This is a genomic window from Bacillus sp. AFS088145, assembly GCF_002564465.1.
In the GTDB taxonomy this organism is placed as follows: Bacteria; Bacillota; Bacilli; order Bacillales; family Bacillaceae_G; genus Gottfriedia.
Genome location: NZ_NUUX01000001.1, coordinates 83,618 through 110,373, shown reverse-complemented (window position 1 = coordinate 110,373; position 26,756 = coordinate 83,618). Strand labels below are relative to the sequence as shown.

General features: G+C 30.9%; 31 protein-coding genes and 2 pseudogenes. 25 read left to right on the top strand and 8 right to left on the bottom strand.

Annotation, left to right across the window (positions count from 1 at the left end; translation table 11 throughout):
• The first annotated feature begins 95 nt into the window (after window positions 1-95).
• Window positions 96-1,232, top strand: a complete 1,137-nt coding sequence (locus COI44_RS00420) for a sensor histidine kinase (protein ID WP_098426172.1) — start codon at window positions 96-98, stop codon at window positions 1,230-1,232.
• Complete coding sequence (locus tag COI44_RS00415; RefSeq protein WP_098426171.1) at window positions 1,229-1,828, top strand: response regulator transcription factor; 600 nt, start codon at window positions 1,229-1,231, stop codon at window positions 1,826-1,828. Before COI44_RS00420 ends, COI44_RS00415 begins: the two co-directional genes overlap by 4 nt.
• A gap of 106 nt (window positions 1,829-1,934) precedes the next feature.
• On the opposite strand, the gene COI44_RS00410 is transcribed toward COI44_RS00415, so the two are convergent.
• Window positions 1,935-2,795, bottom strand: coding sequence for an alpha/beta fold hydrolase (locus tag COI44_RS00410; protein WP_098426170.1), 861 nt, complete (start codon window positions 2,793-2,795; stop codon window positions 1,935-1,937).
• A gap of 338 nt (window positions 2,796-3,133) precedes the next feature.
• Between COI44_RS00410 and COI44_RS00405 the strand changes: the two genes are divergently transcribed.
• Together COI44_RS00405 and COI44_RS00400 are read left to right on the top strand one after the other, a co-directional pair.
• Window positions 3,134-3,373 carry a hypothetical protein gene (locus COI44_RS00405; RefSeq protein ID WP_098426169.1) on the top strand — a complete coding sequence of 80 codons (240 nt, stop codon included), beginning with the start codon at window positions 3,134-3,136 and terminating at the stop codon, window positions 3,371-3,373.
• 43 nt (window positions 3,374-3,416) lie between these two features.
• The gene (locus tag COI44_RS00400; protein ID WP_098426168.1) at window positions 3,417-4,286 is read left to right on the top strand and encodes a proline iminopeptidase-family hydrolase; all 870 of its coding nucleotides are present in this window, start codon (window positions 3,417-3,419) and stop codon (window positions 4,284-4,286) included.
• A 716-nt stretch (window positions 4,287-5,002) separates the two neighbouring features.
• On the opposite strand, the gene COI44_RS00395 is transcribed toward COI44_RS00400, so the two are convergent.
• Together COI44_RS00395 and COI44_RS00390 are read right to left on the bottom strand one after the other, a co-directional pair.
• Window positions 5,003-5,650: a 2OG-Fe(II) oxygenase gene (locus COI44_RS00395; RefSeq protein ID WP_098426167.1), complete on the bottom strand. Its 648-nt coding sequence runs from the start codon at window positions 5,648-5,650 to the stop codon at window positions 5,003-5,005.
• A 468-nt stretch (window positions 5,651-6,118) separates the two neighbouring features.
• Entirely contained in the window at window positions 6,119-6,946 is an 828-nt protein-coding gene (locus COI44_RS00390; protein WP_098426166.1) for a 5'-nucleotidase, lipoprotein e(P4) family, read from the bottom strand.
• 216 nt (window positions 6,947-7,162) lie between these two features.
• Between COI44_RS00390 and COI44_RS00385 the strand changes: the two genes are divergently transcribed.
• The 5 genes from COI44_RS00385 (at window position 7,163) to COI44_RS00370 (ending at window position 9,794) form a co-directional block, all read left to right on the top strand.
• A complete protein-coding gene (locus COI44_RS00385) occupies window positions 7,163-7,627 on the top strand; it encodes a GNAT family N-acetyltransferase (protein ID WP_098426165.1) in 465 nt (154 codons plus the stop codon).
• A gap of 120 nt (window positions 7,628-7,747) precedes the next feature.
• On the top strand, window positions 7,748-8,599 hold the full coding sequence (locus COI44_RS00380) for an alpha/beta fold hydrolase (protein WP_098426164.1): 852 nt from the start codon (window positions 7,748-7,750) through the stop codon (window positions 8,597-8,599).
• 27 nt (window positions 8,600-8,626) lie between these two features.
• The gene (locus tag COI44_RS00375) at window positions 8,627-8,965 is read left to right on the top strand and encodes an NIPSNAP family protein (RefSeq protein WP_179886956.1); all 339 of its coding nucleotides are present in this window, start codon (window positions 8,627-8,629) and stop codon (window positions 8,963-8,965) included.
• Between the two features lie 292 nt (window positions 8,966-9,257).
• Entirely contained in the window at window positions 9,258-9,410 is a 153-nt protein-coding gene (locus COI44_RS23970; protein ID WP_179886954.1) for a hypothetical protein, read from the top strand.
• Between the two features lie 24 nt (window positions 9,411-9,434).
• Window positions 9,435-9,794, top strand: coding sequence for a histidine phosphatase family protein (locus COI44_RS00370; RefSeq protein ID WP_179886953.1), 360 nt, complete (start codon window positions 9,435-9,437; stop codon window positions 9,792-9,794).
• Window positions 9,795-9,852: 58 nt separating this feature from the next.
• Here COI44_RS00370 and COI44_RS00365 read toward each other — a convergent pair whose 3' ends face one another.
• A complete protein-coding gene (locus COI44_RS00365; protein ID WP_098426161.1) occupies window positions 9,853-10,317 on the bottom strand; it encodes a hypothetical protein in 465 nt (154 codons plus the stop codon).
• 198 nt (window positions 10,318-10,515) lie between these two features.
• On the opposite strand from COI44_RS00365, the gene COI44_RS00360 reads away from it, so the two are divergent.
• A complete protein-coding gene (locus COI44_RS00360) occupies window positions 10,516-10,896 on the top strand; it encodes a FixH family protein (protein ID WP_179886952.1) in 381 nt (126 codons plus the stop codon).
• 126 nt (window positions 10,897-11,022) lie between these two features.
• On the opposite strand, the gene COI44_RS00355 is transcribed toward COI44_RS00360, so the two are convergent.
• Window positions 11,023-11,463 (bottom strand): cupredoxin domain-containing protein, encoded by a 441-nt coding sequence (locus COI44_RS00355; protein ID WP_098426159.1) that lies wholly within the window; start codon window positions 11,461-11,463, stop codon window positions 11,023-11,025.
• A 200-nt stretch (window positions 11,464-11,663) separates the two neighbouring features.
• Between COI44_RS00355 and COI44_RS00350 the strand changes: the two genes are divergently transcribed.
• From COI44_RS00350 to COI44_RS00330, 5 genes are all read left to right on the top strand, one after another.
• Window positions 11,664-12,419, top strand: coding sequence for a sporulation protein (locus COI44_RS00350; protein ID WP_098426158.1), 756 nt, complete (start codon window positions 11,664-11,666; stop codon window positions 12,417-12,419).
• A gap of 179 nt (window positions 12,420-12,598) precedes the next feature.
• Window positions 12,599-12,895 (top strand): hypothetical protein, encoded by a 297-nt coding sequence (locus COI44_RS00345; protein WP_098426157.1) that lies wholly within the window; start codon window positions 12,599-12,601, stop codon window positions 12,893-12,895.
• 364 nt (window positions 12,896-13,259) lie between these two features.
• Window positions 13,260-13,463, top strand: coding sequence for a hypothetical protein (locus tag COI44_RS00340; RefSeq protein ID WP_142329202.1), 204 nt, complete (start codon window positions 13,260-13,262; stop codon window positions 13,461-13,463).
• 14 nt (window positions 13,464-13,477) lie between these two features.
• On the top strand, window positions 13,478-13,801 hold the full coding sequence (locus COI44_RS00335; protein WP_483295445.1) for a DUF2085 domain-containing protein: 324 nt from the start codon (window positions 13,478-13,480) through the stop codon (window positions 13,799-13,801).
• 89 nt (window positions 13,802-13,890) lie between these two features.
• Window positions 13,891-14,022: a DUF4023 domain-containing protein gene (locus COI44_RS00330; RefSeq protein WP_056466015.1), complete on the top strand. Its 132-nt coding sequence runs from the start codon at window positions 13,891-13,893 to the stop codon at window positions 14,020-14,022.
• A 99-nt stretch (window positions 14,023-14,121) separates the two neighbouring features.
• Here COI44_RS00330 and COI44_RS00325 read toward each other — a convergent pair whose 3' ends face one another.
• A complete protein-coding gene (locus COI44_RS00325) occupies window positions 14,122-14,274 on the bottom strand; it encodes a YpzG family protein (RefSeq protein ID WP_069032114.1) in 153 nt (50 codons plus the stop codon).
• A gap of 452 nt (window positions 14,275-14,726) precedes the next feature.
• Between COI44_RS00325 and COI44_RS00320 the strand changes: the two genes are divergently transcribed.
• Window positions 14,727-15,512, top strand: coding sequence for a DUF4931 domain-containing protein (locus COI44_RS00320; protein ID WP_483295448.1), 786 nt, complete (start codon window positions 14,727-14,729; stop codon window positions 15,510-15,512).
• Window positions 15,513-15,616: 104 nt separating this feature from the next.
• On the opposite strand, the pseudogene COI44_RS00315 reads toward COI44_RS00320, so the two are convergent.
• Window positions 15,617-16,102 (bottom strand): annotated as a pseudogene (locus COI44_RS00315) (DinB family protein); the annotation flags it as partial.
• 294 nt (window positions 16,103-16,396) lie between these two features.
• On the opposite strand from COI44_RS00315, the gene COI44_RS00310 reads away from it, so the two are divergent.
• From COI44_RS00310 to COI44_RS00285, 6 genes are all read left to right on the top strand, one after another.
• Window positions 16,397-17,152, top strand: a complete 756-nt coding sequence (locus COI44_RS00310) for a DeoR/GlpR family DNA-binding transcription regulator (protein WP_286163677.1) — start codon at window positions 16,397-16,399, stop codon at window positions 17,150-17,152.
• Window positions 17,149-18,060: a 1-phosphofructokinase gene (pfkB, locus tag COI44_RS00305; RefSeq protein WP_098426152.1), complete on the top strand. Its 912-nt coding sequence runs from the start codon at window positions 17,149-17,151 to the stop codon at window positions 18,058-18,060. The genes COI44_RS00310 and pfkB overlap by 4 nt, the downstream gene beginning before the upstream one ends.
• Before the next feature lie 11 nt (window positions 18,061-18,071).
• The gene (locus COI44_RS00300; RefSeq protein WP_098426151.1) at window positions 18,072-19,922 is read left to right on the top strand and encodes a PTS fructose transporter subunit IIABC; all 1,851 of its coding nucleotides are present in this window, start codon (window positions 18,072-18,074) and stop codon (window positions 19,920-19,922) included.
• Window positions 19,923-20,098: 176 nt separating this feature from the next.
• Entirely contained in the window at window positions 20,099-21,595 is a 1,497-nt protein-coding gene (locus COI44_RS00295) for a spore germination protein (RefSeq protein WP_098426150.1), read from the top strand.
• Entirely contained in the window at window positions 21,585-22,688 is a 1,104-nt protein-coding gene (locus COI44_RS00290) for a GerAB/ArcD/ProY family transporter (RefSeq protein ID WP_179886950.1), read from the top strand. The genes COI44_RS00295 and COI44_RS00290 overlap by 11 nt, the downstream gene beginning before the upstream one ends.
• Window positions 22,678-23,805 (top strand): Ger(x)C family spore germination protein, encoded by a 1,128-nt coding sequence (locus tag COI44_RS00285; RefSeq protein ID WP_098426148.1) that lies wholly within the window; start codon window positions 22,678-22,680, stop codon window positions 23,803-23,805. Before COI44_RS00290 ends, COI44_RS00285 begins: the two co-directional genes overlap by 11 nt.
• A 33-nt stretch (window positions 23,806-23,838) precedes the next feature.
• On the opposite strand, the gene trhA is transcribed toward COI44_RS00285, so the two are convergent.
• Entirely contained in the window at window positions 23,839-24,486 is a 648-nt protein-coding gene (trhA, locus tag COI44_RS00280) for a PAQR family membrane homeostasis protein TrhA (protein WP_098426147.1), read from the bottom strand.
• 141 nt (window positions 24,487-24,627) lie between these two features.
• On the opposite strand from trhA, the gene COI44_RS00275 reads away from it, so the two are divergent.
• From COI44_RS00275 to COI44_RS00265, 3 genes and pseudogenes are all read left to right on the top strand, one after another.
• Window positions 24,628-25,200 carry a DUF1836 domain-containing protein gene (locus COI44_RS00275; RefSeq protein WP_098426146.1) on the top strand — a complete coding sequence of 191 codons (573 nt, stop codon included), beginning with the start codon at window positions 24,628-24,630 and terminating at the stop codon, window positions 25,198-25,200.
• Window positions 25,201-25,863: 663 nt separating this feature from the next.
• Window positions 25,864-26,376, top strand: coding sequence for a methylated-DNA--[protein]-cysteine S-methyltransferase (locus COI44_RS00270; protein WP_098426145.1), 513 nt, complete (start codon window positions 25,864-25,866; stop codon window positions 26,374-26,376).
• Between the two features lie 30 nt (window positions 26,377-26,406).
• A pseudogene (locus COI44_RS00265) lies at window positions 26,407-26,526 on the top strand (radical SAM protein); the annotation flags it as partial.
• Window positions 26,527-26,756: the final 230 nt, after the last annotated feature.

The window sequence follows — 26,756 nt, the reverse complement described above, 5'->3', positions numbered from 1 at the left end:
GTATTTTATTTACATTTTTATAAAGATTAACTTTGCTTAAATATGATAAGATTGTTAAAGTAGGTCACAAAATGTTTGAATAATGAGGTAAATTTATGTTTAAAAGATATTTAGTTTTCCTAAAAAGTACAGGAATCTCACCATATATTTGGACAGTTTTAGGAATATTGCCATTTTATTTTATTTTTCTTTCTGCTCATTCCACTTTAAGAATCATAATCGGAATTTTACTAACAATTTCATTTTTTATAATCTATCGATTGGCGTACAGATCAAAAGGATGGTCAATTTTTCTATGGTCATCCATCTTAATCATCATATCCACTTCAATGAATATACTTTTTAGCTATGTATATTTTGCATTTTTTATAGCTTATATGATTGGAAAGAGAAAAAATCGAGCTACTTTTTTAACTTTATATATCCTTCATTTAGTAATCACTACAATATCAATCAACATCACGATTATCCTTCAAGAAGAATTAATCATTAGGCAACTTCCATTTATTATCATTACTTGGATTAGCGTTATTTTATTACCATTTAGCCTTTACAGTCGAAATGAAAGAGGGCAATTGGAAGAAAAGTTAGTAGATGCTAATAAACGTATATCAGATCTTGTAAAACTAGAAGAACGTCAAAGAATTGCTCGTGATTTACATGATACACTAGGTCAAAAACTTTCACTGATTGGCTTAAAAAGTGACTTAGCTAGAAAGTTAATTACAAAAGATCCAGATTTAGCTCAAAATGAATTAAAGGATGTACAACAAACGGCCAGAACAGCTTTAAATGAGGTTCGAAAAATCGTTTCTCAAATGAGAGGGATTCGAATTAAAGATGAACTAATAAGAATTAAGCAAATTCTACATGCTGCTGAAATTACAGTTGAATGTAACGAAAACTTTCAACTTTCAAATGTTTCCTTACTTACAGAAAATATTGTCAGTATGTGCTTAAAGGAAGCCGTAACAAATGTTGTAAAACATAGTAGTGCCACTTTATGTAAAATATCAATTAAACAAATGAAAAATGAAATAATTTTTTCGGTAATAGATAATGGAGTTGGTTGTAAATCGGAAAAGTTTACAACTGGCTATGGCTTAATTGGAATGAAGGAACGACTCGAATTTGTGAATGGAACATTAGAGGTAAACTGTGAAAACGGAATGACTTTAATTATGAAAGTTCCAATCGATGTAAAACAAATTGAAGTGGAGGAACTAGTATGATTAGGATCGTAATTGCTGAAGACCAACGAATGCTATTAGGTGCTCTTGGTTCTTTACTTAATCTAGAAGATGATATGGAAGTTGTTGGTCAAGCATCAAACGGAGAAGAAGCAGTTAAACTAGTCAAGCAATTACTACCTGACATTTGTATAATGGATATTGAAATGCCTGGTAAAACTGGACTTGAGGCCGCAGAAGAATTAAAACCTTTAGATTGTAAAGTGATTATATTAACAACTTTTGCTAGATCTGGTTATTTTCAAAGAGCATTAAAAGCGGGTGTAAAGGGCTATTTATTAAAGGATAGTCCAAGTGAAGAGTTAGCAAGTTCAATTAGAAGTATTATTGCCGGGAAGAGAATCTATGCTCCAGAACTTATGGATGATGTATACGCTGAAGAAAATCCGTTAACTGACCGAGAAAAAGAAGTTTTAGAACTAGTAGCGGATGGTAAGAACACACAAGAAATTGCGGATGAATTGAGTCTAAAAACAGGAACAGTTAGAAATTATATATCTATGATTTTGGACAAATTAGAAGTTAAAAATAGAATCGAAGCTATAAAACAATCAAAAGAAAAAGGTTGGTTTAAGTGAAGTTAATGGTAGGAAGAATGAAAACAAGAAAAGCAGGTAGAGCAAGAATTGAAAACAAAATTTTTCAATCCTTTAACGCCTAAATCCTGCATTCCTTGTTCATCATTTAGTTTCCTGCTTTTCTTTTTTCTTTTTTTCTAGATTTTGTTTTTCCTTTCCCAGATTTTTGTACTTCTTTAAAAAATTCGTCAAGCTCCTGATTGAACTTATCTGTTTCTTCCAAAAATAAAAGATGACTACTATTATAAAATGGGACAAATTTTGAACCTTTTATATTTTTTTGAATAAATTCACCAGCAGCTAATGGGAAAAATCCATGACTACCAAAACAAATTAATGTTGGAATATCAACATTACAAAGAGTATCCCGATAATCTACAGCCGTTTGATTAAATACTATTGTACTTGCAATCGCTGCAGGTAATTTATTCATTTCTTTTAATATCCATTTATGTTCTTTTGGATCTGGTTGATCCATATACATACCATATATAAAATCGCTATTAAATTTGTTCTGATCTTCTTGGATCGACTGCATTACATTTTTTAAAATCGTAAAATCAAATGCTCCAAACTCCCAATCTGGCCATATATAATCGGATGCAGATTGATCAACAACTGTTAGCGCCTTAATATTTTTACTCCCAAATTGATTAACATAATCCCACAAAACAAAAGCTCCCATTGACCAACCTACTAAAATTACATCCTTTAAATCAAGTTTTTCTATAAAACATTTTAAATCACGAGCGTACTGTGCTACTGTATGCCCATATTGAACTTTTGAGGACTTCCCATGTGCTCGTAAGTCTAAAGTAATGATTCGATAATTTTTACTAAAGTACTGTACTTGTTTATGAAAAAACTTACTACTCATCATAACTCCATGAACAAAAATAACTGTTTGACCTTCTCCATGATCTTCATAATAGAGCTTTGTATGAGAATCAAGTTCTACAAATGCCAATTTAATCGCCCCCATTGGCTTATAAATGTCTTACTTTCCTATATTATTTCATCTCATAATATTTCATGACTTTTGCGCAATTACTTTGAATAAGGCTGTTTATATAAAAATAACTGTTTTAATCACTTTATTACAATCATGGTAAGAAACTGTATAGGTAAGGATTAACTTGTAAATACATAATGTTTTTCTATTTAAAATAAAAATGTGGTAAAATTCAGATAAATACAGAAATTATCCAAGCATACATATGAAATAATACCTATCGTTTATTTTTTATCGGAATGATCTTTAAATATTTTCCTATAATACATAAAACTGAATAGGGTGTGAACTTAATGGAAAATGCTGGATTCTATTGGGTAGGGTTAATCTTTTGGTTGTTAATAAGTTCTGGATGCGTTCTTTTAGTTTTAGGACTATGGAAAAAATCCTGGAAAACATTAATATTAAGCGGAGTTGCATTAATACTACCAACACTATATTTTGGTGGCGTAGAGAGTTGGTTTAAGTTGGTTGCATTTCTTCCAATGATTTCATTAGCACTTGCTTATATTATTAAAAAAACCAATGGTTGAATGAGTATTAATTTACTGTTTTGAATGAAAAGGAGAGAAATAAATGAATGTGATTGAGGGTTTTATTGAAGTAACAGGCGGGAAAGTGTGGTATCAGTTTCATAATAAAAATTCATCTAAAATCCCTGTTGTTGTTTTACATGGAGGGCCTGGATCATCGCATTATTCCATGCAAGGTCTACACGTATTAGCAGAAGATCGCCCAGTTATTTTTTATGATCAGTTAGGCTGTGGAAAGTCTGACCGTCCAACAGATACTACTTTATGGAATATTGATAGATTCGTGGAAGAATTAGCTCAAATCCGAGAAGCTCTATCGCTTGATGAGTTTCATATACTTGGTCATTCATGGGGTACAACACTTGCTGCAGCTTATTATTTATCGAAACCAGATGGAGTGAAAAGTATAATCTTCTCAAGCCCTTGTTTAAGCGCACCATTATGGGCTGAGGATCAGGACCGAAATCGAAAACTACTCCCGCTTGATGTACAAGAAACATTAATAAAGTGCGAGAAAGATGGAACAACAGATTCAGAGGAATACAAAAATGCTAACTCTGTATTTAATAAGCATTTTGTTTGCAGATTAGATCCATATCCAGAATTCCTTAAAAAAGGAAAACACTATAGAAATCCTGAAGTATACAATATTATGTGGGGGCCATCCGAGTTTCATGTAACTGGAAACTTAAAGGATTTTGACTGTACTTCAAAATTAAGAGACATCCAAATTCCAACGATTTATACTTGCGGTAGATACGATGAAGCAACACCTAAATCAACAGAATATTTCAGCGAGCTAACGCCTAATGGAAAATTCCACGTATTTGAGCAAAGTGCACATATGCCGTACATAGAAGAAGCAGAAGAGTATATACGAGTAGTTGAAAGCTTTTTAAAGGAAGTTGAATAAACCATTAAATTGTGAAACGCAAGGTTGATACCTTGCGTTTTTGGTGGTGGTTTTTGTTAGTTGTGCAGGGGTTATGAGTAGGTGGAAAAGGGAAAAGATGATTTTTACTAACTTTTAGGGTATTTATGGGTAAGTAAAAAAAGAAAAAATTGAGATTTAAGAACACACAGAGTGTTCATGAGTAAGTTAAAAAGGAAAAAAATGATCTATAGTGCTTCTAGTGATTTCATGAGTAAGTAAAAAGGGAAAAAAGTGAATTATAGTACCTGATGGAGGGTTCATGAGGAAGTAAAAAAGGAAAAAAGTGATTTATAGTACCTCATGGAGGGTTCATGAGGAAGTAAAAAAGGGAAAAGGTGTACTGTATTACCTCAAAGAGGTTTCATGAGGAAGTAAAAAAGGAAAAAAGTGATTTATAGTAACTCATAGAGTGATCATGAGGAAGTTAAAAAGGAAAAAAGTGATTTATAGTAACTCATAGGGTGTTCATGAGGAAGTAAAAAAGGAAAAAAATGATCTATAGTACCTCATAGAAGGTTCATGTGTAATTAAATAGAAAAAAATGAGTTAAAGTAACTCATAAAATGCTCATAAGTAACTGAAAAAGCAAAAAGGATAGCACCTTACATAAAATAGGACCAAATATTATTAGAATTATCTGAAACATTCGATCCTAAAGATGCAAATTATTCTATTAAATAATTATTATTTCAATACTAGCGAATACGCTGTCGTCTCATCCACTGAGTCGTAACCCATTTTTCTCCTCTAATAACAGGGCTACCTGCATGAATCGTTAGTTCATTGATTGCTTCGTCCTGATAAAAATATTCAAAGTATAAAGCAGTGCCTTTTTTGGCGGCAACAGAATAATTAAGTGTAGGAAAAATCGTTTCGCCACCTTCTTCCACATCATTTAAATAGAGGATGAGTGTACTAATCCTATTATTATTTGTCCGATGATTGGAAAAGTAATCGAAATGCGGTTTATACTGCTGTCCAGGTTCGTAATGAAGTACTTGTAATGGTTCTGCATGTTCGATTGGAATATTCATAATCGTTTCGATTCGTTTTTCAATGCGTTTGATAAGTTCCGTTTCACTTTCCTCAAAAAACATACCACTACTTGTTCGCATCTCATTTTCCTCATGAGATAGCCCAATTTTTGACCGTTTCATGCGTAACTTTGCATGGTTAATTAGCTCATCACATTCTTCATCACTTAAAACATTATCAAGTAAGACAACTAATGGTTCCTCTTTGCGAGTAAGAATCTTAATCTCGCGATCAATTGTTTGGATAGTTGGGCCAGTATGATTAAAAATGGTTTGTTCGAATTCTTTTAATTTTCCTTTTTCTAACATTTTGTCACATCTCCTTGTATAGTTCATTAATACAAATCCTAGGAAAAATTGGTGAGATCATTGCTTTGAACAAATTTCGCAAATCATTTTTGTAGAAAAGAAAAAACTAATGTTTAAATTGATGAATCCAGGCTACAACACCTTTAGACAAAAAAATCGTTTTAAGAATAAATTCCTCATTGTGTTGTCATTTTCCTGCTTAAATCAAAGCTTATCAGACCTAGGTTTAAAGAAAATTTTGAAAATTAGTTTTAGAGCACTTTAATTGTGGTAATTTGGCGGGTTGTCGAATTTCATGTGTTGAAAACCTTTAGTTTTGATAATAAGGGGGATATTGAGTTGAATAAAACAAGAAATGATATAATTTAATCATATGAAAATAGTAATTATCCAATCAATTGTTGAATGTTTAATAAAGAAAAAAGGTTAGATAAGTTAAAACTAACTCATCTAACCTTAATAAGCAATCTATTTCATTGGTTGTAAAGCCTTATATCGATCGACTGCTTTTTCATCTGCAGTTTTTGACATTTTATAACGATAGATCGCATCTTCCCAGTCCCCATACATCGGATTTGGTAATTGGATATACTTTATACCTAGGTCTTTTGCAATTTTATCGACATTATCTTTTCGAGTTTTCAAATCCGCTTTATAAAAAATATCTGATAAATCGTTTGAATTATCGCCTACTAACATAACAATTTCATGAGTTTTTGCAATCTCTGCTTGTCTCGGTCCTTTTTGAGCTGTATCTGTTTTCAAAAATAAATGTTTTGAGTCAACATTCGGTAATCCATGTAAATTCAAATTTTTAATTGTATCATCTCGTGTTTTTTCAGGACGATTTGTAAGATAAAAAACATCTACATTCATTTTTTTCGCTGCGAGCAAGAAATCTTTTGCACCTGGAATTAAATCAGCTTTTGCCATATGGATCCATTCATCCCAGCCTTGTGGGTAGGAAGTATTATTTTTAATGGACCAAGCAGTATCAGGGGAATTATCAAGGATTGTCTCATCAATGTCTAAAACAACTGCGGCTGGTTTCGCTTTTTTATTTAATTTATCACTCGCTTTCTTTTTAACCATTGTTTCAGCAAGCTCTTCTTTTGCCTGATTATAAATTTGAATTTGCAAAGCCTTGTTTTCCGCAGAGGATTGAAACCAATTAGTAGACATAACAATATGTTCTTGTGTGCTTCTTGCAAATTCAGCTTTACTAAAACCAATGCCAGCTAATGAACCAAATGCAAATGCAAATAAGATAGAGAGAATAATAACAATTTTTTTCATAATAGATTCCTTTCATATTTATTAAATGTTCTAGCTAATTAAAAATTAGGTAGTACATATAAAAATTGCTTTTCAAGGTTGTTATTACCTAAAGACTAAAAAATATTCGCCTTTTTAAAAAATTTCATTTACCGTAAATTCGGAAATTTCTGAATTCAACCAAAAAAGTGATATGATATTAGGGATTAAAATTTTAAGTTTAAAGGGAGGCTATCGATGACTATTCATTTAGAAATCGTAACAAGAGAAAATTGGGAAGAAGCTTTAAAACTTGAAGTAGATAGAGAACAATTGAATTTTGTTCCTTCAGTTGCAGTATCCATTGCAAAAGTATATATAAAACCAGATGGCGAAAATGTGGAATATATCCCATTTGCAATTTATGATGATCAGAAAATGGTCGGATTTATTATGCATGCTTATGAAAAACATACAACAAATAGTTATTGGATAAATGGGTTTTTAATTGGTAAACAGTTTCAAGGTAAAGGTTATGGTAAATTAGCATTTGCTGAAATGATAAAATGGATTGTGAATAAATTTCAGCAATGCAATGAGATTCGCTTAACAGTTCATAAAGATAATAAATTAGCTATGAATTTATATAAGCTATACGGATTTAATCCGACTGGTGACTACTTTGGAGAAGAAGCAGTTTGGTATTACAATGTTCAGAGATAACTGAATTTTACGTATTATAAATTTTGAAAAATTTGTGAACAATTTTTAAAACAATTGGAATTTGTACCTATTTTCAAGAAATAGTAGGGTATGTCAAAAAGAATTAGGGGTTTTTACTCAATGAAGAAATGGGAACGAAGACTAATTAATACGAAACGAGGTACATTTGAAGTATTTTACAAAGGTGAGGGAGAACCTTTATGTGTCACACATAATTACTCTGAGTTTAATGATACTGGAGATTATTTTGCCAATTCATTTACTAATTTATTTAAAGTATTTTTAATAAATTTAAGAGAAACGGGTAATTCTGAAAAAGCACATTTTCCTTATGAATTGAGTATGTTAGAAACAATTTTTGATTTAGAAGAAATTAGGAAATCATTAGGTTATTCATCCTGGAATTTTGCTGGACATTCTACCGGTGGAATGCTTGGAATCATTTATGGGATCTATTTTTCAAATTCTTTAAATCATAATATTATTGTTGGGGCTGCAGCAAGAGACTATGCAACATTTTCAAAAAACTGTATTTATAACCGGGCTCATCCGCAATTTAATAACATGCAAGAATTAATTGAAAGACTAAAAAGTAGCGAATTGTCTAATGAAGAAAGAGAAGCTCTATCAATTGAGCGGACAAAGCTATCTTTACATAAGCCTGAGAGATATCATGAATATTTTAATTTACCAATCTCTAAAAAAATGTCAGCAATTCGACTAAATTATTTTAATAGAGAATTCCAAATTTACGATGTAACAAAAAAGTTAGCATTAATAAGCTGCTCAACTTTAATCATATGTGGCAAACATGATGTACAATGCCCAATCGAAAATTCAGAAGAAATGGCTGAAGGAATTGCAAATTCAAAATTAGTCATTTTATATGAAAGTAATCATTATCCATTTTTAGAAGAGAAGGAACTTTTTTTTAAGGAAGTAAATCAATTTACTAAAAAAACGCTTGTCTAAATTCACTTTATGGAGTGGCAAATAAAAATGATCTATAGAAAGAAGTCTTATAAAATAAATCCAGATAAATTGAAACATTTTAATGATTTTTTTCATCTTTATTTATATCCCAATCAAATTAAGCATGGCGCTAAATTGATTGGCAGGTGGGTAAACGAATCGAATGATAAAATTGAAGCGATTTGGCAATATGAAAGTATCGAACAGTATGAGCAGATTGAAATTATGATAAGGGAATCTGAGCTTCATCTAAAAGCAAAAGAGAAAAGGGCTCAATTAGGTGAATTATTTATAGAAAGTCATCAAGAATTTCTTACTTCAACTTCACCAATTGGAACATATGAACTTCCTAAACACAATGTTTAGGGTGAGTAGGTTATTATAAAAGATAACGGAGTAGTCTTAATTGTTCAAAACGAGAATCGTTCAGATATAATAGAAATGCCTGGGGGCAAGTAGAATTGATAATCGATTTGAAGTAAAACAAGAAATTTAGAAATAATCAACCAATAATCACTACAAAGCGATTCAAATGAATCGTTTTTTTTTTTTTTTTGAATTGTTAGAAAATGGTTAATTCATGGTAAAATATTTTTAATATAAAATAGTCTTAAATATGTCTAAAATAAATTAACTTTTCATTTAAGGAGAATACAAAATGAATTTGCCAGTCCTTTTCGTTATTATTGCCTTTTTTTTATCATTAGTTTGTGGTTCTGAATTTAGCCCATTGTTAATAACAAATGTTTTACTTGCCTTAATCGCAGGTATTTTATATGAACGAAGAGAAGAAAAACAAGTTAAGGAATAATTTATTAAAGTTGGAGGACTAAAGTTGGGTAAAACGAAAAAAGAAATTAATGAGTGTTTTGAAAGTGAATTTGAATCGCTTTGGAAAACACCACATTTATACGACCATAGTCGACATCAGGGCGAGAGTTTACTCGACTTAAGAGAAAGAGTTGGCAATGTAATTCAAAACATTTTAAAATCAAATGAAGAAGGAAATATATTAATTGTTACACATGCAGTTGTATTGGCAACAATTGTAGCTCAATTAAAACAAGCACCAATTGAAAAATTATGGGATCTACCTTATGTCCATGGAACAAGTTTAACAATTATTAATTATAGTGAAGAAAAAGAGTTTGATTTTCAATTACTTTGCGATATAGCTCATTTGGATCGTATTTAATGTTTTTACTAAAATATGATAGCCTACCTAATTTAAAATAGGTAGGCTATTTTTATAATCAAATTGATTGGAAAGATTTTTCATTTTTATTAAATTTGCTAACTTCTTGATCAATCACTTTAATTAATAGGATTGTAACTAATACAAAAACAACGTCTATAAAATAGATTAATATGTTTAAATAAGTTTCCTGTAGCATAATGCCAAGCATTGCTCCCATCATTCCACCCATAATTCCCGCAGTTATACCTTCTAATACAGCCATTAATGATAAAGGTTTACCTGTTAAGTATCCTATTAATATGCCTGCAGTCATTGAAATAATTGTAGGGATCGTCAAATCTGTATTCCGAAATAAAATACCAAAGATTGTACCTATGGTGACACTTGTCATCATTGAATTCGTCATACTAATCATTTTTCCGGATGTACAAGAAAGTTTTTCTTTTTTTCTATTTGCGATTATGATGACATATGATGAAAGTAGTACAGTTAATACAATGCTAGCCCATTCTAAGAACATTAAGTTAAACTCCTCCCTATGTAGGATCCTTAGTTGTTTGAGTTATAACGTTCAATTATATGTTGAAAAAGCTTAATTGTATGATTGAGATAAGAATAATTTTATTTTTAATTATGCTTTCACATATTTTTCACAAATTTAATTAACATTTTTAAATAAAGTAAGGAAGAGGATTTTAACTAAATAGGAGTGATGTTAATGAAGAAATTCTTTTACATATTCATTATTATGTTATGTATTTTACTAGTTTGTTCTGGCTGTGGTAAAAAGGCTGAAGTTAAATCGAACCCTTTTTTAGATCATATTCATTTATCAATTAACGAAAAAAAATTAACAAATAAAAACCATACACATGTGTATCGAGTAAATTTAGTAGATTTAAATGGAAAAGAAGTAGATGTAGATTCGATTAATTTGAAAATGGAAATGAAAAGTATGAATCATCATGTTGAAGCGAGTATGAAGAAAATAAATACAGGTTTATATGAAGTGAGCTTGGAACTCCCAATGGAAGGTACTTGGAGTAAACAAATTACTTTAAAAAAGGGTAAAAATGAACGTAGAGTATCAATTAAATAAAGAAGAATAAGAAAAAGATAGTAAATTTAGTAAACTAGACTATTTTTTACTATCTTTTTTTTGAAATACAATTCGTTGTCCAATTAAGCAAGATTGGTATAACTGCTTCTGTTAGTAAATAATTAATTAGTCTACAACAATATAACCAATCATTGGTGCCCCGTCATGAGAATGAGTATCACAAATTAATCGGTATGTACCTTCTTTTTTAAAGAATAATGGTACTTCAGTCGTTTTACCTTTAACAACTACACCCGTGATATTTGTTCCTTCGATATGGAAACTATGTTCTTTTCCGTTTATTCCATGAATTTTTAAATTTACTTTTTGGTTTTTTTCAATAACGATGGTACCTGGATCCCATCTATAAGCTTCAATTTCCGTTCCATCATCTAGCTTTGTACTGAATTCGGCTGTAATCATATCGATGTCTACTGTTTTTACTTGCTGCTGCTCTACTGCAGTTTGAACTGAATTTGGTGTTAAGTAATACCAACCACTTAATCCAATCACTACAAGGAGAAAGCAAATTAATAACCATTTTTTCTTAATAAAAATAAAGTGCATAAGACACCTCCAAAATTAATTTCATATTATAAAATATGCTTATCCTATTAATAACTTGTCTACTAATTCTACTTTCATAAGTTACATATTTATTTCTTTTATTTATAATGTATAGAAGGGAATAATTATTAAATTTGGATTATTCAAGACTGATAATCCACTATATAATGGAAATGTAGTAATTTTTTGGAGGGGATCTGATGTTTAAAAAAGTACTAGCTAGACTAGGAATTGGAGCAGCTTCGGTAGATGCAATTATTCATACTAAAGATTTATATCCAGGAAAAAATGTTGAAGGTGTAGTTGAAGTTAAAGGTGGTTCAGTTGCACAAGAAATTAATCATATTGGGCTTAAGTTAAAATCTTATGCTAAAAAGAAAAGTGGAGAAGATGAGGTAAACGTTAAAATTCAATTACATGAAGAGCGTGTATCCGGAAAGATGAAAATTGAAGCGAATGAAGAAAAAGTAATTCCTTTTTCGTTCCAATTGCCATTTTACACACCGATTACTATAAGACATGGCCAAGTTTGGATTGAGACTGATTTAGATATTGATTTAAGTTTAGACCCAACAGATACTGATTTCTTAAAAGTTCATGCACATGAAGAATTAGCAAACTTTGTAGAAGCATTTAATATTCTTGGCTTCCGTTTACGTCAGGTCGAGGTGGAGGCTCAAAATGGTCGATTCTATCAAGAGTGGGAGTTTGTTCCAAGCTCTAAAAGAGAATGGCGATTTGATGAAATTGAATGTATGATCGAACCGAATAAAGATGGACTGTTTATGATGGTAGCAGTAGATAAAGCTGGTTCATATCGTGGTTTAACAGGTTTACTACAGGAGTCATTCGGATTAGATGAAAAGAAAACATCTCTTAGCTTTAAAAATGATCAACTTAAAGATGTACAATCAATTGCAAATTCGATTAGGACTTTTTTGCAACAATATAATTGATAAAAAAGTAAGAGAGAGTTTTTGTCTCTTGCTTTTTAATTTTTACACGATCTAAAATTCTCATTCTTTAGACTGAATTTAAATGGAATTTATAATAAAAACTATCCGTAAAAGAATTTATCGAATACAATAGTATTTATTAGAAAAAATTAACATTTTTTTGTTGAGAAGGGGATTTTATGGGATCTAACGTAAAAAATATGAAATGGATTTCGGGTGGTTTTGAAGCCTTACTCGGGATACCTTTTTTAGGTGGTTCGATTGTTATTGGTTTTGGTTATACGCCATTATTTATAGCTTTAATCCTCCACATTATTACACTCGTGTTAGCGAAAAAGGCTGGTGTCTCAGCTAGTGGAAATATTTTTGGGATCGTAACTTCTTGTCTTGCATGGATTCCGATATTAGGTATGATTATGCATATTCTATCAGCCATTTTTATTTTAATTGGTGCAGCAACTCAACGTTCAAAATAGACTTATTTTTAAGTGAGATTATTGGATTATTAATAATTTTTATGTTTGTGACTAAGCACAAGACTAACATCTGTTTAATCTCAGTGAATACAAAAGTTTAAAAAATTTGATTATCAGACTGATTGCAAGCGCTTGTCCTTCGAGGCGCGGAGTTACCTTAGACGGTAATGAGCACCGCAAACAGGCGAAGCAACGAAGAAAGCGAGCGTTTGGCGGGCAGTCTGAGACTAACATCAGGTTAGTCTTTCATTATTTTTAAGAAAGAGTGGTAAAGTTGGTCTTTTTCTTAATCAGTGGTTTATTCATACTTCTTATTCTAGGAATTGTTTTAATTATAAAGAGTTTTTTAGTAAAAGGACTCATATTGATTAGTGCAAGTATCGTTTTTGGAATTATTATAATTATTTACTATGAGCGGAGAAGACAGAATAGGGGATTCGATTGGTGTGATTGCGGTGATTTTGGTTTTATACCAGATTGTGACATCCCTGATTGTCATCATCACATGCCTGATTGCACACCAGATTGTGCACCTGATTGTGATTGTAGCCCAGATTGTCCAAGTTAATAGGAGGATACATTTTGATTTTAAGTTGGATTCCATGTCATCGTAAGCAAGAAAGGTCATTACATATAGGCTCTTATACTTTTCCACTTTGTGCAAGATGTACTGCCATACTTCTGGGTTATTTGCTTCTTCCATTTCTATTTATGATCTCATCATTTATATTTTGGTGGTACATTCCTATTTTAATGACTCCGTTATTAATTGATGGGTTTACACAGAAGTGGAAATGGAGAGAAAGTAATAATTTCTTACGGTTCATAACAGGATTCTTATTTGGAATTGCTCAAGCAATCTTGATTGTAAGGTCTGTTTTATTTTTGATAAACATTCTTATGTAACTTCTACTTCTATATCATACTAATATGAATTTTTTCCTACCTGATTGGTTAAAGTAACATTTAGATTCTTTACGAAGGAGGATTAAAAAATGGAAGATACACATGAATTTGTCGAAAAATTACATGAAAAACAAAGAAAAGACCAAAAAAATAAAGAACACCAAGGTAATGGAACACCAAACGAAAAATTACCGACTAAACAACATGGAACAAATAAATAATGATTGTTTTACTAGCCGTGGCAATTGTCGTGGCTAGTTTTTATTTGTTAAAAGAAAGGAAGACATCTAAATGTCTTCCTGCTCCTTAATTATCCTTTTTTACCATCTATGTGCCTTAGCGTTGCTTCTTAAAATAATCGTGTTTTGAGACTCCATAGTATGTCCATTGACTTGTGATTTTGCATGTTTAGGTCTAGTCCAATTGTGGTAAAATTTCTGAGAATGAGGATCTAAATGATTTTTTAATGTCATGTTTGATTCACCTCTAAGATAATTTAGGATATCTTTGATATTCAATTGAATATCGTTGTTAGTATTTGAAAATTAGTTGAAAAAGATACTATTTTAAACACTAAAATTAATTTAATTCAATTTAACATGAGATTTTGGTATAGATAAATATAAATTAACTTCAAGTATTTTTGGGTTAAAATAGAATTTAATTTAAGTAAATTGTTAAATCTAAAAATTAATGGTTATTAATGAGCGTTTTAATTGATAATCCATCGTTTCGTTTATTATTATTTTAAGTAATAGAAAGTACATATCGCTAAATTTCTGAAATGTGACGGCAATTTTTAGGTAAGAAAAATACACTAATATATTAACTAAAAAATGAATGTATTTTCAAAGAGGAGAAATTTTTAGCTTAATTAATTTAGAAAAATTTTTACAATTTATTCAAAGGGGAAACCGTGATGGATATTCAAAATGAGGTCTTACAATTTAAAATGGATATAGGCGTTAAAAAACCTGATAGTATTAAAAATAAAGAAGTTAAATGCCCATTCTGTGATCGTGAAAACTTAACGGATATAATCGATACATCTGGCTCGATTATTTATTTGAAGAATAAATTTCCAACGTTAGAAGATACTTTTCAAACTGTTATTATTGAAAGCGACGATTGTGAAGGTGATCCTTCGAAATATTCTTTAACACATTTGACAGAATTATTAGCCTTTGCAATTGATAAATGGGATAAAATGGAATCGACAGGAGAATACAAATCTGTTATTTTATATAAAAATCATGGCCCATTATCAGGAGGAACACTAAGTCATCCGCATATGCAAATTGTTGGTTTGAAAAATATTGATTACAACAAAAAGGTAACAGATGTGTATTTCGAGGGGATTACCATTTCGTCGGATAATGGATATGAATTAAACATTTCTACTCATCCAATTATGGGATTTAGAGAATTCAATATTCTTATTGATGATCAGAAATTTATTCCACAAATGGCCGTCTACTTACAAACGGTTACCCATTATTTGCTTAACCATTTTTATAAAGGACTTCACAGCTATAATTTATTCTTTTATAAATGGAAGGGGAAAATTATTTGTAAAATTATTCCAAGATTTGTTGTATCTCCATTATTTATCGGCTATTCAATCTCTCAAGTGTCTAATCAGTTAGAAGTACATAAAGATCAAATACTTAGTCTTTACAAAAAAGAATTAGAGGCAATTTCTTCAATATAAAAAAGAGCTTACGCGTTGTAAGCTCTTTTTCACGTTGTTGAAAAACAAAATTGTTCATTTATTATTAAATTTTCGTAAAAGGAGGAGAGTGATGTTGATTTCCACTATAATTCGTTTTTTAATTCTCTAATTTGCTCAATATGACGTTTTTCATGAACACCTATAAAAGGAATCCATTGTTTTAAATTGATTTGTCCAAAAATCGGATGTGGCATGCCTTTATCAACTAATGTATGATCTTTGGTTAGTTCAACAAAATCATGTAGTGATCTTCTTGATTGGTTTAATTTCTCAGTCATTTCTTTTTTAGTAATGAATTGATCAGTTGGTTCAAAATGAGGTGGAGAGGTTATTTTTTTAGTTCGATCAGTCGCTAAGTGAATTGGCTTATCTTGAATAACTTCACTAGGTACTTCATTAAATGTACGTGTCATTAGTTTTACTAATTTAGATTCCATTAGGTACAAATGTTCAAGAACTTGCATTATGGACCATTTTTCATTATTTACCTTCTTATTTAACTGTTCATCTGTTAAATGATCAATAACTTCAATAAGTTCTTCACGAATTTGGATATTTTCCTTCAAAAGATGTTCCCCATTTCTATTTTAATAATTGTAAACCAAAATTCTTTACCAGACTCTATGAATCTAAAATTTGAGTATTACTTATTTAGATAAATATTATGAGTAATCATAAGGAATAATATAAAAAACAATTTTAAATTCTTATTTTTAGTTTAATGTAGCTCGAAAATTTTTACAAATTTGAACGGTTTTGATTGAAATTGAATGAATCAGATTGTTATTGAACGTTTTTGGAAGAAAATGATTGATTTTTTATTTTTCGTGTCTTATACTTGGTTTTATGAAAGGATGAATTCTATGTTAACTCCGGAAAGACAACAATTCATTATAGAGATGATAAAAAGAATGGGTATTGTGAAATTAAGGGATATCGTAGAGGCGACAAATACTTCCGAGTCTACAATACGTCGTGATTTAGTTGAGCTTGAGTCTCTTAATCTCTTAAAAAGAGTTCATGGTGGAGCGGCTTCAATCAATAGTAAAGCCACTGAATTAAGTATGACTGAAAAAACATCCAAAAACGTTCAAAGTAAAAAATTAATTGCCGGGCTTGCAGTAACTCAAATTAATGAAGGCGATTGTATATATTTAGATGCTGGTAGTACTACATTCGAAATGATTCCTTTATTAAAGGGATTAGATGTAACAGTCGTTACGAATGGATTAATGCATGTTGAAGCTCTTTTTGAAAATGAAGTGACCGCATATCTTATAGGTGGAAAAATGAAAGGGCATACAAAAGCATTGATTGGGAGTATGGCTTCTGAAAGTCTAAAAAATTATCGGTTTGATAAATGTTTTATTGGGGCGAATGGTATCCATCCTCAATTTGGCTATACTACGCCAGATCCTGAAGAGGCGTTTGTAAAGAAAACAGCAATCTCTATTTCAGAGAAAGTATTTATAATAGCTGATTACAGTAAATTTGGTGAAACAAGTTTTGCGAAGATTGGTGAAATTGAAGAAGCGATTATTTTAACGGACGAAATAGATGATGCTCTAGCCAAACAATTAGAGGAAAAAACATCTTTGATAAAGGTAGTGAAATCATGATTTATACAGTAACACTTAATCCTTCAATTGATTACATCGTTGAAGTAGAGGATCTAGGGTTAGGAAAAATTAATCGAATGAAAAGGGAAAATAAATTTCCTGGTGGTAAAGGAATTAATGTTTCTAGAGTTTTGAAAAGATTAGATGTGGAAAGCATAGCACTTGGTTTCGTTGGAGGATTTACAGGAGATTTTATTAAAAATGTCTTGGAAAATGAAAGCGTTACATCTGACTTTGTTCAAGTAGAAGGCGATTCTAGAATTAACATAAAATTAAAATCTCAACTAGAAACGGAAATTAACGGACAAGGCCCTGCAATTTCCGAAGAAAAACTAGATCAATTTTTTTATAAACTAAAACAAATTAAAAAAGGTGATTATGTTGTATTAGCTGGTAATATCCCTAATACATTACCGTCTGATTTATATGAACAATTGACTTTGTGGGGACAAGAAAATGGAATTCATATCATTGTAGATGCAAGTGGAAAAGTACTTTTAGATGTGGTTAAACATCGTCCATTTTTTATTAAGCCAAATCATCATGAATTAGGTGATTTATTTGATGTCAAAATTACTTCAATTGAACAAGCAATCCCGTTCGGTAAAAAATTAGTTGATATGGGTGCTCAAAATGTAGGGATTTCGTTTGCAGGTGATGGAGCGATTCTTATTACAGAGTCTTCTGTTTATATATCAAATGTTCCAAAGGGAGAAGTAATTAATTCAGTCGGTGCAGGTGATTCACTTGTGGCTGGTTTTGTTGGTACTTATGTAAAAACAAATAATATTGAAACTGCATTTAAAGTGGGTGTAGCATCAGGTAGTGCTACCGCTTTTTCAGAGGATTTAACAAAAAGAGAGAAAATTGAAGAATTACTTAATCAAGTAAAGATTGAAAAAGATTAGGGGGGCGAAATATGAGAATCACAGAATTATTAAAAATAGATACAGTTCTCATTGATTTGAATTCATCATCAAAAATGTCAGTAATTGATGAATTAATACAAGTTTTAGATCAAGCCGGGAAATTAAACGATCAACAACAGTTTAAAGAAGCGATTTTAACACGTGAAGGTCAAAGTACAACAGGAATTGGAGAAGGTATTGCAATTCCACATGCTAAAACTGCTGCGGTCAAGACTCCTGCCATTGCATTTGGTCGATCAAAAGATGGGATTGATTATGAATCACTTGATGGTCAACCGGCTCATTTATTTTTTATGATTGCAGCTAGTGAAGGTGCAAATAATGCACATTTAGAAACATTATCTAGATTATCTTCACTATTAATGGATGAAGAATTTCGCGGCTCTTTATTAAGTGCAAAGGATGCAAATGAAATTATTCAATTAATCGATCAAAAAGAAAAATCGTTAAATGATGAAAAAGAAGAAACAGTTATAGAAGATTCTTCACGTCCACTAGTCCTTGCAGTTACTGCATGTCCAACAGGTATTGCTCACACTTATATGGCGGCAGATGCTTTAAAGGCAAAAGCAAAAGAATTAAATATTGATTTAAAAGTTGAAACGAATGGATCAACAGGGATAAAAAATGAATTAACAAAAGACGAGATTAATAGAGCAGCAGCTATTATCGTAGCAGCGGATAAACAAGTTGAAGTAAATCGCTTTGATGGAAAACATGTCATCCAAGTACCAGTAGCAGATGGAATTCGTAAGTCAAAGGAATTACTTGAAAGAGCTGTTAAACAAGATGCACCAATTTTTCAGGCTAATCATAATGGTGGAGGAAGTTCTTCAACTAATCAAGGTTTGGGGATTTACAAGCACTTAATGAATGGTGTAAGTAATATGTTACCTTTTGTAGTAGGTGGAGGTATTCTAATTGCGTTAGCATTTGCTTTTGGAGGAATTCATACAAAAGGTCCTGTTGCTGAATTGTTAATGAAAATTGGAGGAACTGGTGCTTTTAGTTATTTAGTACCAATATTAGCTGGTTTTATTGCAAGTTCGATTGCCGATCGACCTGGATTTGTACCAGGGGTAGTTGGTGGATTTTTAGCTTCAAGTGCTGGCGCGGGATTCTTAGGTGGTTTAATTGCAGGTTTCTTAGCTGGTTATGTTGTACTAGGACTAAAGAAAGTATTTTCTAAGTTACCAAAATCATTAGAAGGGATTAAACCGGTTCTATTATATCCAGTATTTGGATTATTAATTACTGGTGTTTTAATGGAATTAGTTGTTAATCCTCCTGTAACTTATTTAAATTCAGCTTTAACTCATTGGTTAAGTAGTTTAAATGGTGGAAACGCTGTATTGTTAGGATTAATTCTTGGTGGAATGATGGCAGTCGATATGGGTGGACCTATAAATAAAGCTGCATTCACATTTGGTATAGCTGCAATTGCAGCAAATAATTTTGCACCACATGCTGCTGTAATGGCAGGTGGTATGGTACCTCCATTAGGTATTGCTTTAGCTACTACACTTTTCAAATCGAAGTTTACTGAAATGGAACGTAAATCAGGTATTACAAACTATATTATGGGGATTTCTTTTATAACAGAAGGAGCGATACCATTCGCTGCGGCAGACCCAGTAAGGGTAATTGTCAGTTCTGTTGTAGGTTCTTCAATCGCAGGTGGACTTGCAATGGCATTTGGTATTACATTACCTGCCCCACATGGTGGAGCATTTGTGATTCCGTTAGTAAATAAACCAATATTGTATTTACTAGCTATCTTAATTGGCTCTATCATCACAGCGATCATGCTTGGAATTTGGAAAAAAAGAGTAAATGAATAATTAAGTACAATAAAAAGGCGACCTTAAAGTCATTATTTTGACTTATAGGATCGCCTTTTTTATTCAAATTTTAACATTTTTACAAATACTGGAATTTACAAGTGAATAATAACCTTAATTTAACACAAAATAAATCTAATTTATTGTATGAGTTTGGAAATTAGGTGAAATGCATAATGCGTTCTAATAAACATAACCAAAATAATCGAGGTTCAATCATCGAAATTAGTGGAAATTTGGATCAGAATGTAGAAAATGTAAAAAAATCATTAATAAATACAAGTGATTTAACAATCAGACATTTAATGTTTCATCATAAAAAGATTGTAGTTGTCTATATAAGTACAATTGTAGGTAGGGAAGCTCTTGAAGTCCAAATTATTCAACAAATTATTAATAATCCAAAGGATACGATTCCGAATACAGTAGCAATTAATGATGTTAAAAGTTCGGATTCATTTGATGAATGTATTCTCAGTATTGTAAAAGGAAACACGCTCATTTTCACAGAATTTGAAAAAAATGTAGTTATTTTAGAAACTACTTCCTATCAAAATAGATCTATTCAAGAACCTAGTAGTGAGCAAACGATCAGGGGCTCCCATGACGGATTAGTAGAATGTATACTGACAAATATTAATCAAATAAGACGAAGAATTAGTAATCCTAATCTTGTTGTAAAAACTTTATCATTAGGGGTAGAATCTGACACGCGATTAGCAGTTATATATATTGATACGATTGCAAATGAGGAGTTAGTTAAGGAAGTCCATAGAAGACTTTCTTATATAAATGTTGATTATGTCCATTCACCAGGTAATCTTGAGGAATTCATAGAAGATGACCCTTATTCACCTTTTCCGCAAGTATTAACAACTGAGCGATCTGACCGAATAGCTGGAAACTTAATGGAAGGAAAGGTTGCTATTTTAACAGATGGTAGCCCTTCAGCACTTGTTTTACCAATTACATTTTTCACTTTTTATCAATCACCAGATGATTACAATAGCCGATGGATGGTCGCTTCATTTGCACGTATTTTAAGATTGGTTAGTTTTTTAATTTCTATATCATTGCCTGCTTTATATATTGCATTAGTTTCTTTTCACTTTGAAATTATTCCAATAGATCTAGTATTTAATGTAAAAAGTTCATTAGAAAACGTTCCATACCCACCGTTAATTGAAGCTCTAGGAATGCAAATAACGTTAGAATTGCTTAGAGAATCAGCAATACGGTTACCTAATCCAATTGCACAAACAATAGGTGTTGTAGGAGGTTTAGTTATTGGAACTGCTGTTGTACAGGCAAATTTAGTTTCAAATACGATGATTGTCGTTATTTCACTTACTGCAATTGCATCATTTGTTGTACCGGACAATGAAATGGGAACCTCTGTCCGATTGCTTGGATTTCCACTAATGTTTGCAGCATCGTTAATTGGATTAATAGGAATTGTTTTTGGACTCAGTTTTATCCTAATCCATCTATGTAAACTTGAATCGTTTGGGTCACCATATTTTGCGCCATTTGCTCCATTTAGAAAATCAGACCTAAAAGATACAGTTGTTCGTGCGCCATCATGGAAAATGAAAAAACGACCGTTTGCACCTTTACCAAAGAATTTTAAACGAGAAAATAATTCTAGAGGATGGGAAAATGATGAAAAATGAAAAGATGCTTTCAATAACTCAATTCACATTCGTCATCATTCAAGCTCAAATCGGTGTTGGATTACTTTCACTACCATATGTAGTCCATAAACATGCAGGTCATGATGGATGGATTTCTACATTACTTGCTGGTATCGGGGTGTTTTTACTCTTACTCATCATGTGGTTGCTTGGTTCGAGATTTCCGAAAGAAACGATTTATGAATATTCATCGAAAATTGTAGGGAAATATATAGGAATCGTTATTTCGTATCTTTATATTTTATTTTTCTTTATGGTCTCGATATATGTTGTAATGCTTACAATTTCGACTCTTAAAAAATGGATTTTAACATTTACGCCGCCTTATGTATTAGTTATTTTTATCGTTGGTACAGGAATTTATTTAGCGAAAGAAAATTTGAAAGTAATTGGACGATTTTTTGTATTCGTCTGTATTTTAATATTATTTTTGATATTCTTTGAATTTTGTTCTTACAATAATGTAAATTATCGATATTTATTTCCAGTCGGACAAGCGGAGGTTAAAAACATTCTTCTTGGAGCTCACGATGCGCTAATCTCCATGATGGGATTTGAATTTATTTTAGTATTATTTCCGTATGTAAAAGGAAAGCCAAATAAAATATTAAAAGCTGGAACGATCGCAATTAGTTTTGTTAGCCTTTTATATACATTTTTTTTAATTACAAGTTATATGAGTTTTAGCAAAGCAGAAATTGAAATCATACCTGAGCCAATCTTATATTTACTAAAATCATTATCATATGAAGTGATTGAAAGATTAGACCTTGTCTTTCTATCTATTTGGGTTGTACCAATCTTAACTTCATTTGTGACCTACTTATATTTAACTAGTTTCGGAATCAGCAAACTCTTAAAGTTTAAAAGCCATAGTAAAACAACTATTTTTATAGGGATTTTCATGGCGATTATCTGTACTTTTTTACCAAATAGTGAAGAATTTATAATGAAATTTGGGACAATTCTTTCTTTTACAAGTTATGTTTTTATCTTTGTATTACCTTTAATTTTATTAATTGTTTCGCTTATTAGAAAAAAGAAAGAACTCGGTAATTCATATGAAATATAAAATGGTATTGATCTCTTTAATTTGTATTTTGCCTTTAACTAGTTGTTGGGATCAAAGATTACTAAAGGAGTCTAGGCTTGTTTATAGTGCTGGATTTGACTTAGCAGAGGATAATAATATGCTAGTAACTGCAGTCATTAAAACAAATAGTCAAGGTGGAAGTGATCCTTCACAAGTTAAAACAACAAATGTCATTATTACTACTACTGGAAAAACAACAAGTGATGCAAGAATAAAAATTACTCGAAAAGTAGCGGGAGATTATGCTACTAATAAAACAAGGGTTTTATTACTTGGAGATGAATTGTCTAAACAGGATATTTATCCTATATTCGATATTATATATAGAGACCCAAGAAGTTCATTAGGGGCAAAAGTTATTATTACTAAGGGCCGAGCGGTAGATGTTTTAAAATTAAGCAAAGTAGAGGAAACCCTTGTAAGTGAAGAAATTTTGGATCTAATAACTAACGCAGAAAGCCATACGATGATTCCTATTGGAAATGTCCAAACGATTTGTACAATTATGTTCGACCCAGGTGAAGATATTTTTTTACCGCTAATTGAAAAAGATGATGATAAATTGATTGATATTTCTGGGGTAGCATTATTTAACAATCACAAATATACAGGGTATAATCTTTTAGGTGATGAACCTACTATGTTACTTTTATTTAAAGATCAAATGAAGAAGTATGCAAGATTTAATGTAGAAGTTAGTCCGAAAGAAAAAGATATTAGGGAACGGTATATAACGATTCAAGTGAAAAAAAATAAGCCAAAAATGGAAATTAAAGTATCAAAAGAAAATAAAATAACCGTAAATTTAAATCTAAAACTGGATGTTGATACACTTGAGTACGCACATGATGAATTAGATTCCAAAAAATTAATAGATATGTTAAACAAAAAAATATCAATGGAATTAACAAAAAAAGCTGAAAAAATTATTAAAACAGTTCAAGAATCAAATTGCGATGCATTCGGAATTGGTAGACAGTTAATTTCATTTCATCCAGACGTGTGGAAAAAACTGGATTGGAACAAAGACTATGCTAAAATTACAATTAAACCAAAAGTTGAAGTGAAAATTGTTGGAACAGGTATCTTAAAATAACAAAAAACCATCCATTGGATGGTTTTTTGTTTATTAGATTACAAAGTAATAAACGCAGAAGAAGTGACAAAGTGTTCCAAGCATAATGAAAATATGAAAAATTTCATGAAATCCCCAATTTTTAAAAGATAAAAATTTAGGCTTAATTCCGTAAATCACACCACCAACCGTATAGAAAATTCCACCTAAGATTAGCGCGAACATTCCTTTCATACTAATCGCATCAGATAAAGGTGCCGAAGCAAGAATAATGACCCATCCTAAAGCGATATAAAGGGCTGTTGATAACCATCTTGGACAACTAAACCAAATCAACTTAAACAAAACGCCAGAAAATGCAATGAAAGATACAATTGAAAAAATGATCCATCCCAATGTACCTTTTAGACTAATGATACAAAAAGGAGTATATGTACCTGCAATTAAGACAAAGATCATTGAATGATCCATCCGTCTTAAGAAAGCGATTATTTTATCGCTCGCTTTTGCCATATGATAGGTCGTTGAAGCTGAGTAAAGAAGAATCATACTTACACCGAATGCAATAACCGCAGATGTTTGTAAAACACTTCCACCAGAAAAAGTTGACTTTAAAATCATCGCTAGTAACCCAAATAGTGATAATACAGCACCGATTAAATGTGTCATGGAATTAATAGGTTCACGCATAAAGTTCCCCATGTATATCTCCTCCAACTATGTTATGTAGTTTTGATAACTACATATAAAGTTATCATCAACGACATTATATAGTCAAGTGTTTAAAGAACAATTTTTTTATGATAAAATTAAACCGTATATTACATAAAAAGAGGACGAAAAATGAAAAAGATAAATCAATTAATTGAACAAATAGATTTAGATAAAAAAATATTATTAGATGATATTCCTAATCTTGATCTTTATATGGATCAAGTAATTCAACTATTTGATAATAAATTTGCGAAACCGAATTCTAATGAAAAAGTAATGACAAAAACAATGATTAATAATTATGCTAAAGCTAAATTGCTATTCCCAATAAAAAATAAGAAATACACAAAGAATCATATAATTTTAATCAGTCTAATTTATCATTTAAAAGGTACACTTTCGATTAATGATATAAAAGAAACTATAAATGGATTAAATCAAAGAATCCTTGAAAACAACGAAATAAATATTGATGATATTTATTCAAGTTTTTTACATTTAAATGAACTAAACCACGAAAAGTTTAAAACTGAACTTCAACAATCTAGTGAAAATGTAAAGAAGGAAATTGATCAGATTGATGATGAAAGTAAAGAATATATCGAACAATTGCTCTTAATTACTTCTTTTGTTAATATGAGTAATTTATATAAAAATGCAGCTGAAAAATTAGTAATGGATATGATTGAGAAGCAGAAATAAAATTCATTTTTCGAGCTTTGTCGATGGGAAAAGGGCGGATTCATTTGTTTGGTCAAATACTAAAATTTGGACCCGTCTTATGTGAAGTAAAATGAAATGTACGAGGCTAGGGGTATTATTGATGGAATTGATCTCTTCTTTGCAGGTAATTAGCTGATTTTTATCAATTTTTTATTTATTCTAGAAAGGCTTAGAGTATATTTGCTAGCTTTTCACTTGAAATTTCTCTCTAGTTTCACAAGCATTAGGTTATAATACCCTAACTGGTATGGGTAATTTTTTATTTTATTTGCGATTCTTTTGAAATTAATTGCAGTTTAGCTATTTTATTTGCTATTTTCTAATTTTAATTGCAGTTAAACCGTTTTTAATTGCGTTTTTCAGATTTTAATTGCAGTACACTTTTATTTGCACAGAAAGACTTCCTAATTGCATTTCTCTAGCACTTATTTGCAGTTCTCAGGGAGGTATTTAGAGAGTTCTCCAGGGACCTAATTGCAGTTCTCAAGGCATTATTTACTGAGTTCTCCAAGATTTTATATGCAGTGCATTCTAAAATATTTTTCAAATTCTTGCTCTTTCATTCTAATAACAGCCCATTTTTCTTAATTAAGTCTATAATAAAATTTAAATAAGACAATGAAGAGCAAAGGGTGATTTAAATTGCATTCAATTGAAAAATTATATTGGACTTTAATTGAACATAAAGAATGGAAGATTCATATTGCTGCAACAACAAAAGGGCTATGTTTCGTAGGCTCACATTGTGGAACGTTTCAAGAATTAATTTTATTTAAGGATAAATACTTTCCTAGAATTGAAATGGAAGAAAATGAGCCAATATTAGAAGCATATAAAAAAGAGATAATTGAATTTTTAGAGGGCGAGCGGACTAATTTTAATAGTAGCCTTGATTTTCGTGGTACTGCATTTCAAAATTTAGTTTGGAGTGCGCTATGCTCGATCGGTTATGGAGAAACTAAAACTTATTCTGACATTGCGATTTACCTAAATAAGCCAAAATCTGTTCGAGCAGTCGGGAGAGCAATTGGTTCAAATCCATTATTAATCATAATACCTTGTCATCGAGTAATTGGTAAGGATGGATCATTAACTGGCTATCGTGGTGGTTTAGAAATGAAGAAAAGTCTTTTAAAAATTGAAACTAGAAACTAAAAATGAAGAAATTAATTAGGAGGTGTTTGGATGAAAAGCGAAATATTATATAAAAATCCAAAAACCATTCTAAATAAAGGTACAGGTTTTCTCTCAGGATATACTCACTCTTTAAATCCTTATACTGGTTGCTCATTTGCATGTTCATACTATGAAAGATTCAGTGGTGATTCTTTTTATAATTCGTATTCGCTACCTTTATTTTAATTTTCGAGTAGATAAATGAATCATAAAATCCTTTAAAGTAAGTTTTTTTTCTATGTTCATGTGGGAATGCTCAATTCCTATATTGGGATGTTTTTTTTGTTTTCAATTTTTCGCCACCTATATAAGCTGGAATAATTACGCTACTAAGATGGAATATAATGTTAGTTCAAAAC

Bases quoted from the DNA above. Each gene is read 5' to 3' on its own strand.
- COI44_RS00420 (WP_098426172.1), top strand. From the start codon at position 96: ATGTTTAAAAGATATTTAGTTTTCCTAAAAAGTACAGGAATCTCACCA.
- COI44_RS00415 (WP_098426171.1), top strand. From the start codon at position 1,229: ATGATTAGGATCGTAATTGCTGAAGACCAACGAATGCTATTAGGTGCT.
- COI44_RS00405 (WP_098426169.1), top strand. From the start codon at position 3,134: ATGGAAAATGCTGGATTCTATTGGGTAGGGTTAATCTTTTGGTTGTTA.
- COI44_RS00400 (WP_098426168.1), top strand. From the start codon at position 3,417: ATGAATGTGATTGAGGGTTTTATTGAAGTAACAGGCGGGAAAGTGTGG.
- COI44_RS00395 (WP_098426167.1), bottom strand. From the start codon at position 5,650: ATGTTAGAAAAAGGAAAATTAAAAGAATTCGAACAAACCATTTTTAAT.
- COI44_RS00390 (WP_098426166.1), bottom strand. From the start codon at position 6,946: ATGAAAAAAATTGTTATTATTCTCTCTATCTTATTTGCATTTGCATTT.
- COI44_RS00385 (WP_098426165.1), top strand. From the start codon at position 7,163: ATGACTATTCATTTAGAAATCGTAACAAGAGAAAATTGGGAAGAAGCT.
- COI44_RS00380 (WP_098426164.1), top strand. From the start codon at position 7,748: ATGAAGAAATGGGAACGAAGACTAATTAATACGAAACGAGGTACATTT.
- COI44_RS00375 (WP_179886956.1), top strand. From the start codon at position 8,627: ATGATCTATAGAAAGAAGTCTTATAAAATAAATCCAGATAAATTGAAA.
- COI44_RS23970 (WP_179886954.1), top strand. From the start codon at position 9,258: ATGAATTTGCCAGTCCTTTTCGTTATTATTGCCTTTTTTTTATCATTA.
- COI44_RS00365 (WP_098426161.1), bottom strand. From the start codon at position 10,317: ATGTTCTTAGAATGGGCTAGCATTGTATTAACTGTACTACTTTCATCA.
- COI44_RS00360 (WP_179886952.1), top strand. From the start codon at position 10,516: ATGAAGAAATTCTTTTACATATTCATTATTATGTTATGTATTTTACTA.
- COI44_RS00355 (WP_098426159.1), bottom strand. From the start codon at position 11,463: ATGCACTTTATTTTTATTAAGAAAAAATGGTTATTAATTTGCTTTCTC.
- COI44_RS00350 (WP_098426158.1), top strand. From the start codon at position 11,664: ATGTTTAAAAAAGTACTAGCTAGACTAGGAATTGGAGCAGCTTCGGTA.
- COI44_RS00345 (WP_098426157.1), top strand. From the start codon at position 12,599: ATGGGATCTAACGTAAAAAATATGAAATGGATTTCGGGTGGTTTTGAA.
- COI44_RS00330 (WP_056466015.1), top strand. From the start codon at position 13,891: ATGGAAGATACACATGAATTTGTCGAAAAATTACATGAAAAACAAAGA.
- COI44_RS00325 (WP_069032114.1), bottom strand. From the start codon at position 14,274: ATGACATTAAAAAATCATTTAGATCCTCATTCTCAGAAATTTTACCAC.
- COI44_RS00310 (WP_286163677.1), top strand. From the start codon at position 16,397: ATGTTAACTCCGGAAAGACAACAATTCATTATAGAGATGATAAAAAGA.
- pfkB (WP_098426152.1), top strand. From the start codon at position 17,149: ATGATTTATACAGTAACACTTAATCCTTCAATTGATTACATCGTTGAA.
- COI44_RS00300 (WP_098426151.1), top strand. From the start codon at position 18,072: ATGAGAATCACAGAATTATTAAAAATAGATACAGTTCTCATTGATTTG.
- COI44_RS00295 (WP_098426150.1), top strand. From the start codon at position 20,099: ATGCGTTCTAATAAACATAACCAAAATAATCGAGGTTCAATCATCGAA.
- COI44_RS00290 (WP_179886950.1), top strand. From the start codon at position 21,585: ATGAAAAATGAAAAGATGCTTTCAATAACTCAATTCACATTCGTCATC.
- COI44_RS00285 (WP_098426148.1), top strand. From the start codon at position 22,678: ATGAAATATAAAATGGTATTGATCTCTTTAATTTGTATTTTGCCTTTA.
- trhA (WP_098426147.1), bottom strand. From the start codon at position 24,486: ATGGGGAACTTTATGCGTGAACCTATTAATTCCATGACACATTTAATC.
- COI44_RS00275 (WP_098426146.1), top strand. From the start codon at position 24,628: ATGAAAAAGATAAATCAATTAATTGAACAAATAGATTTAGATAAAAAA.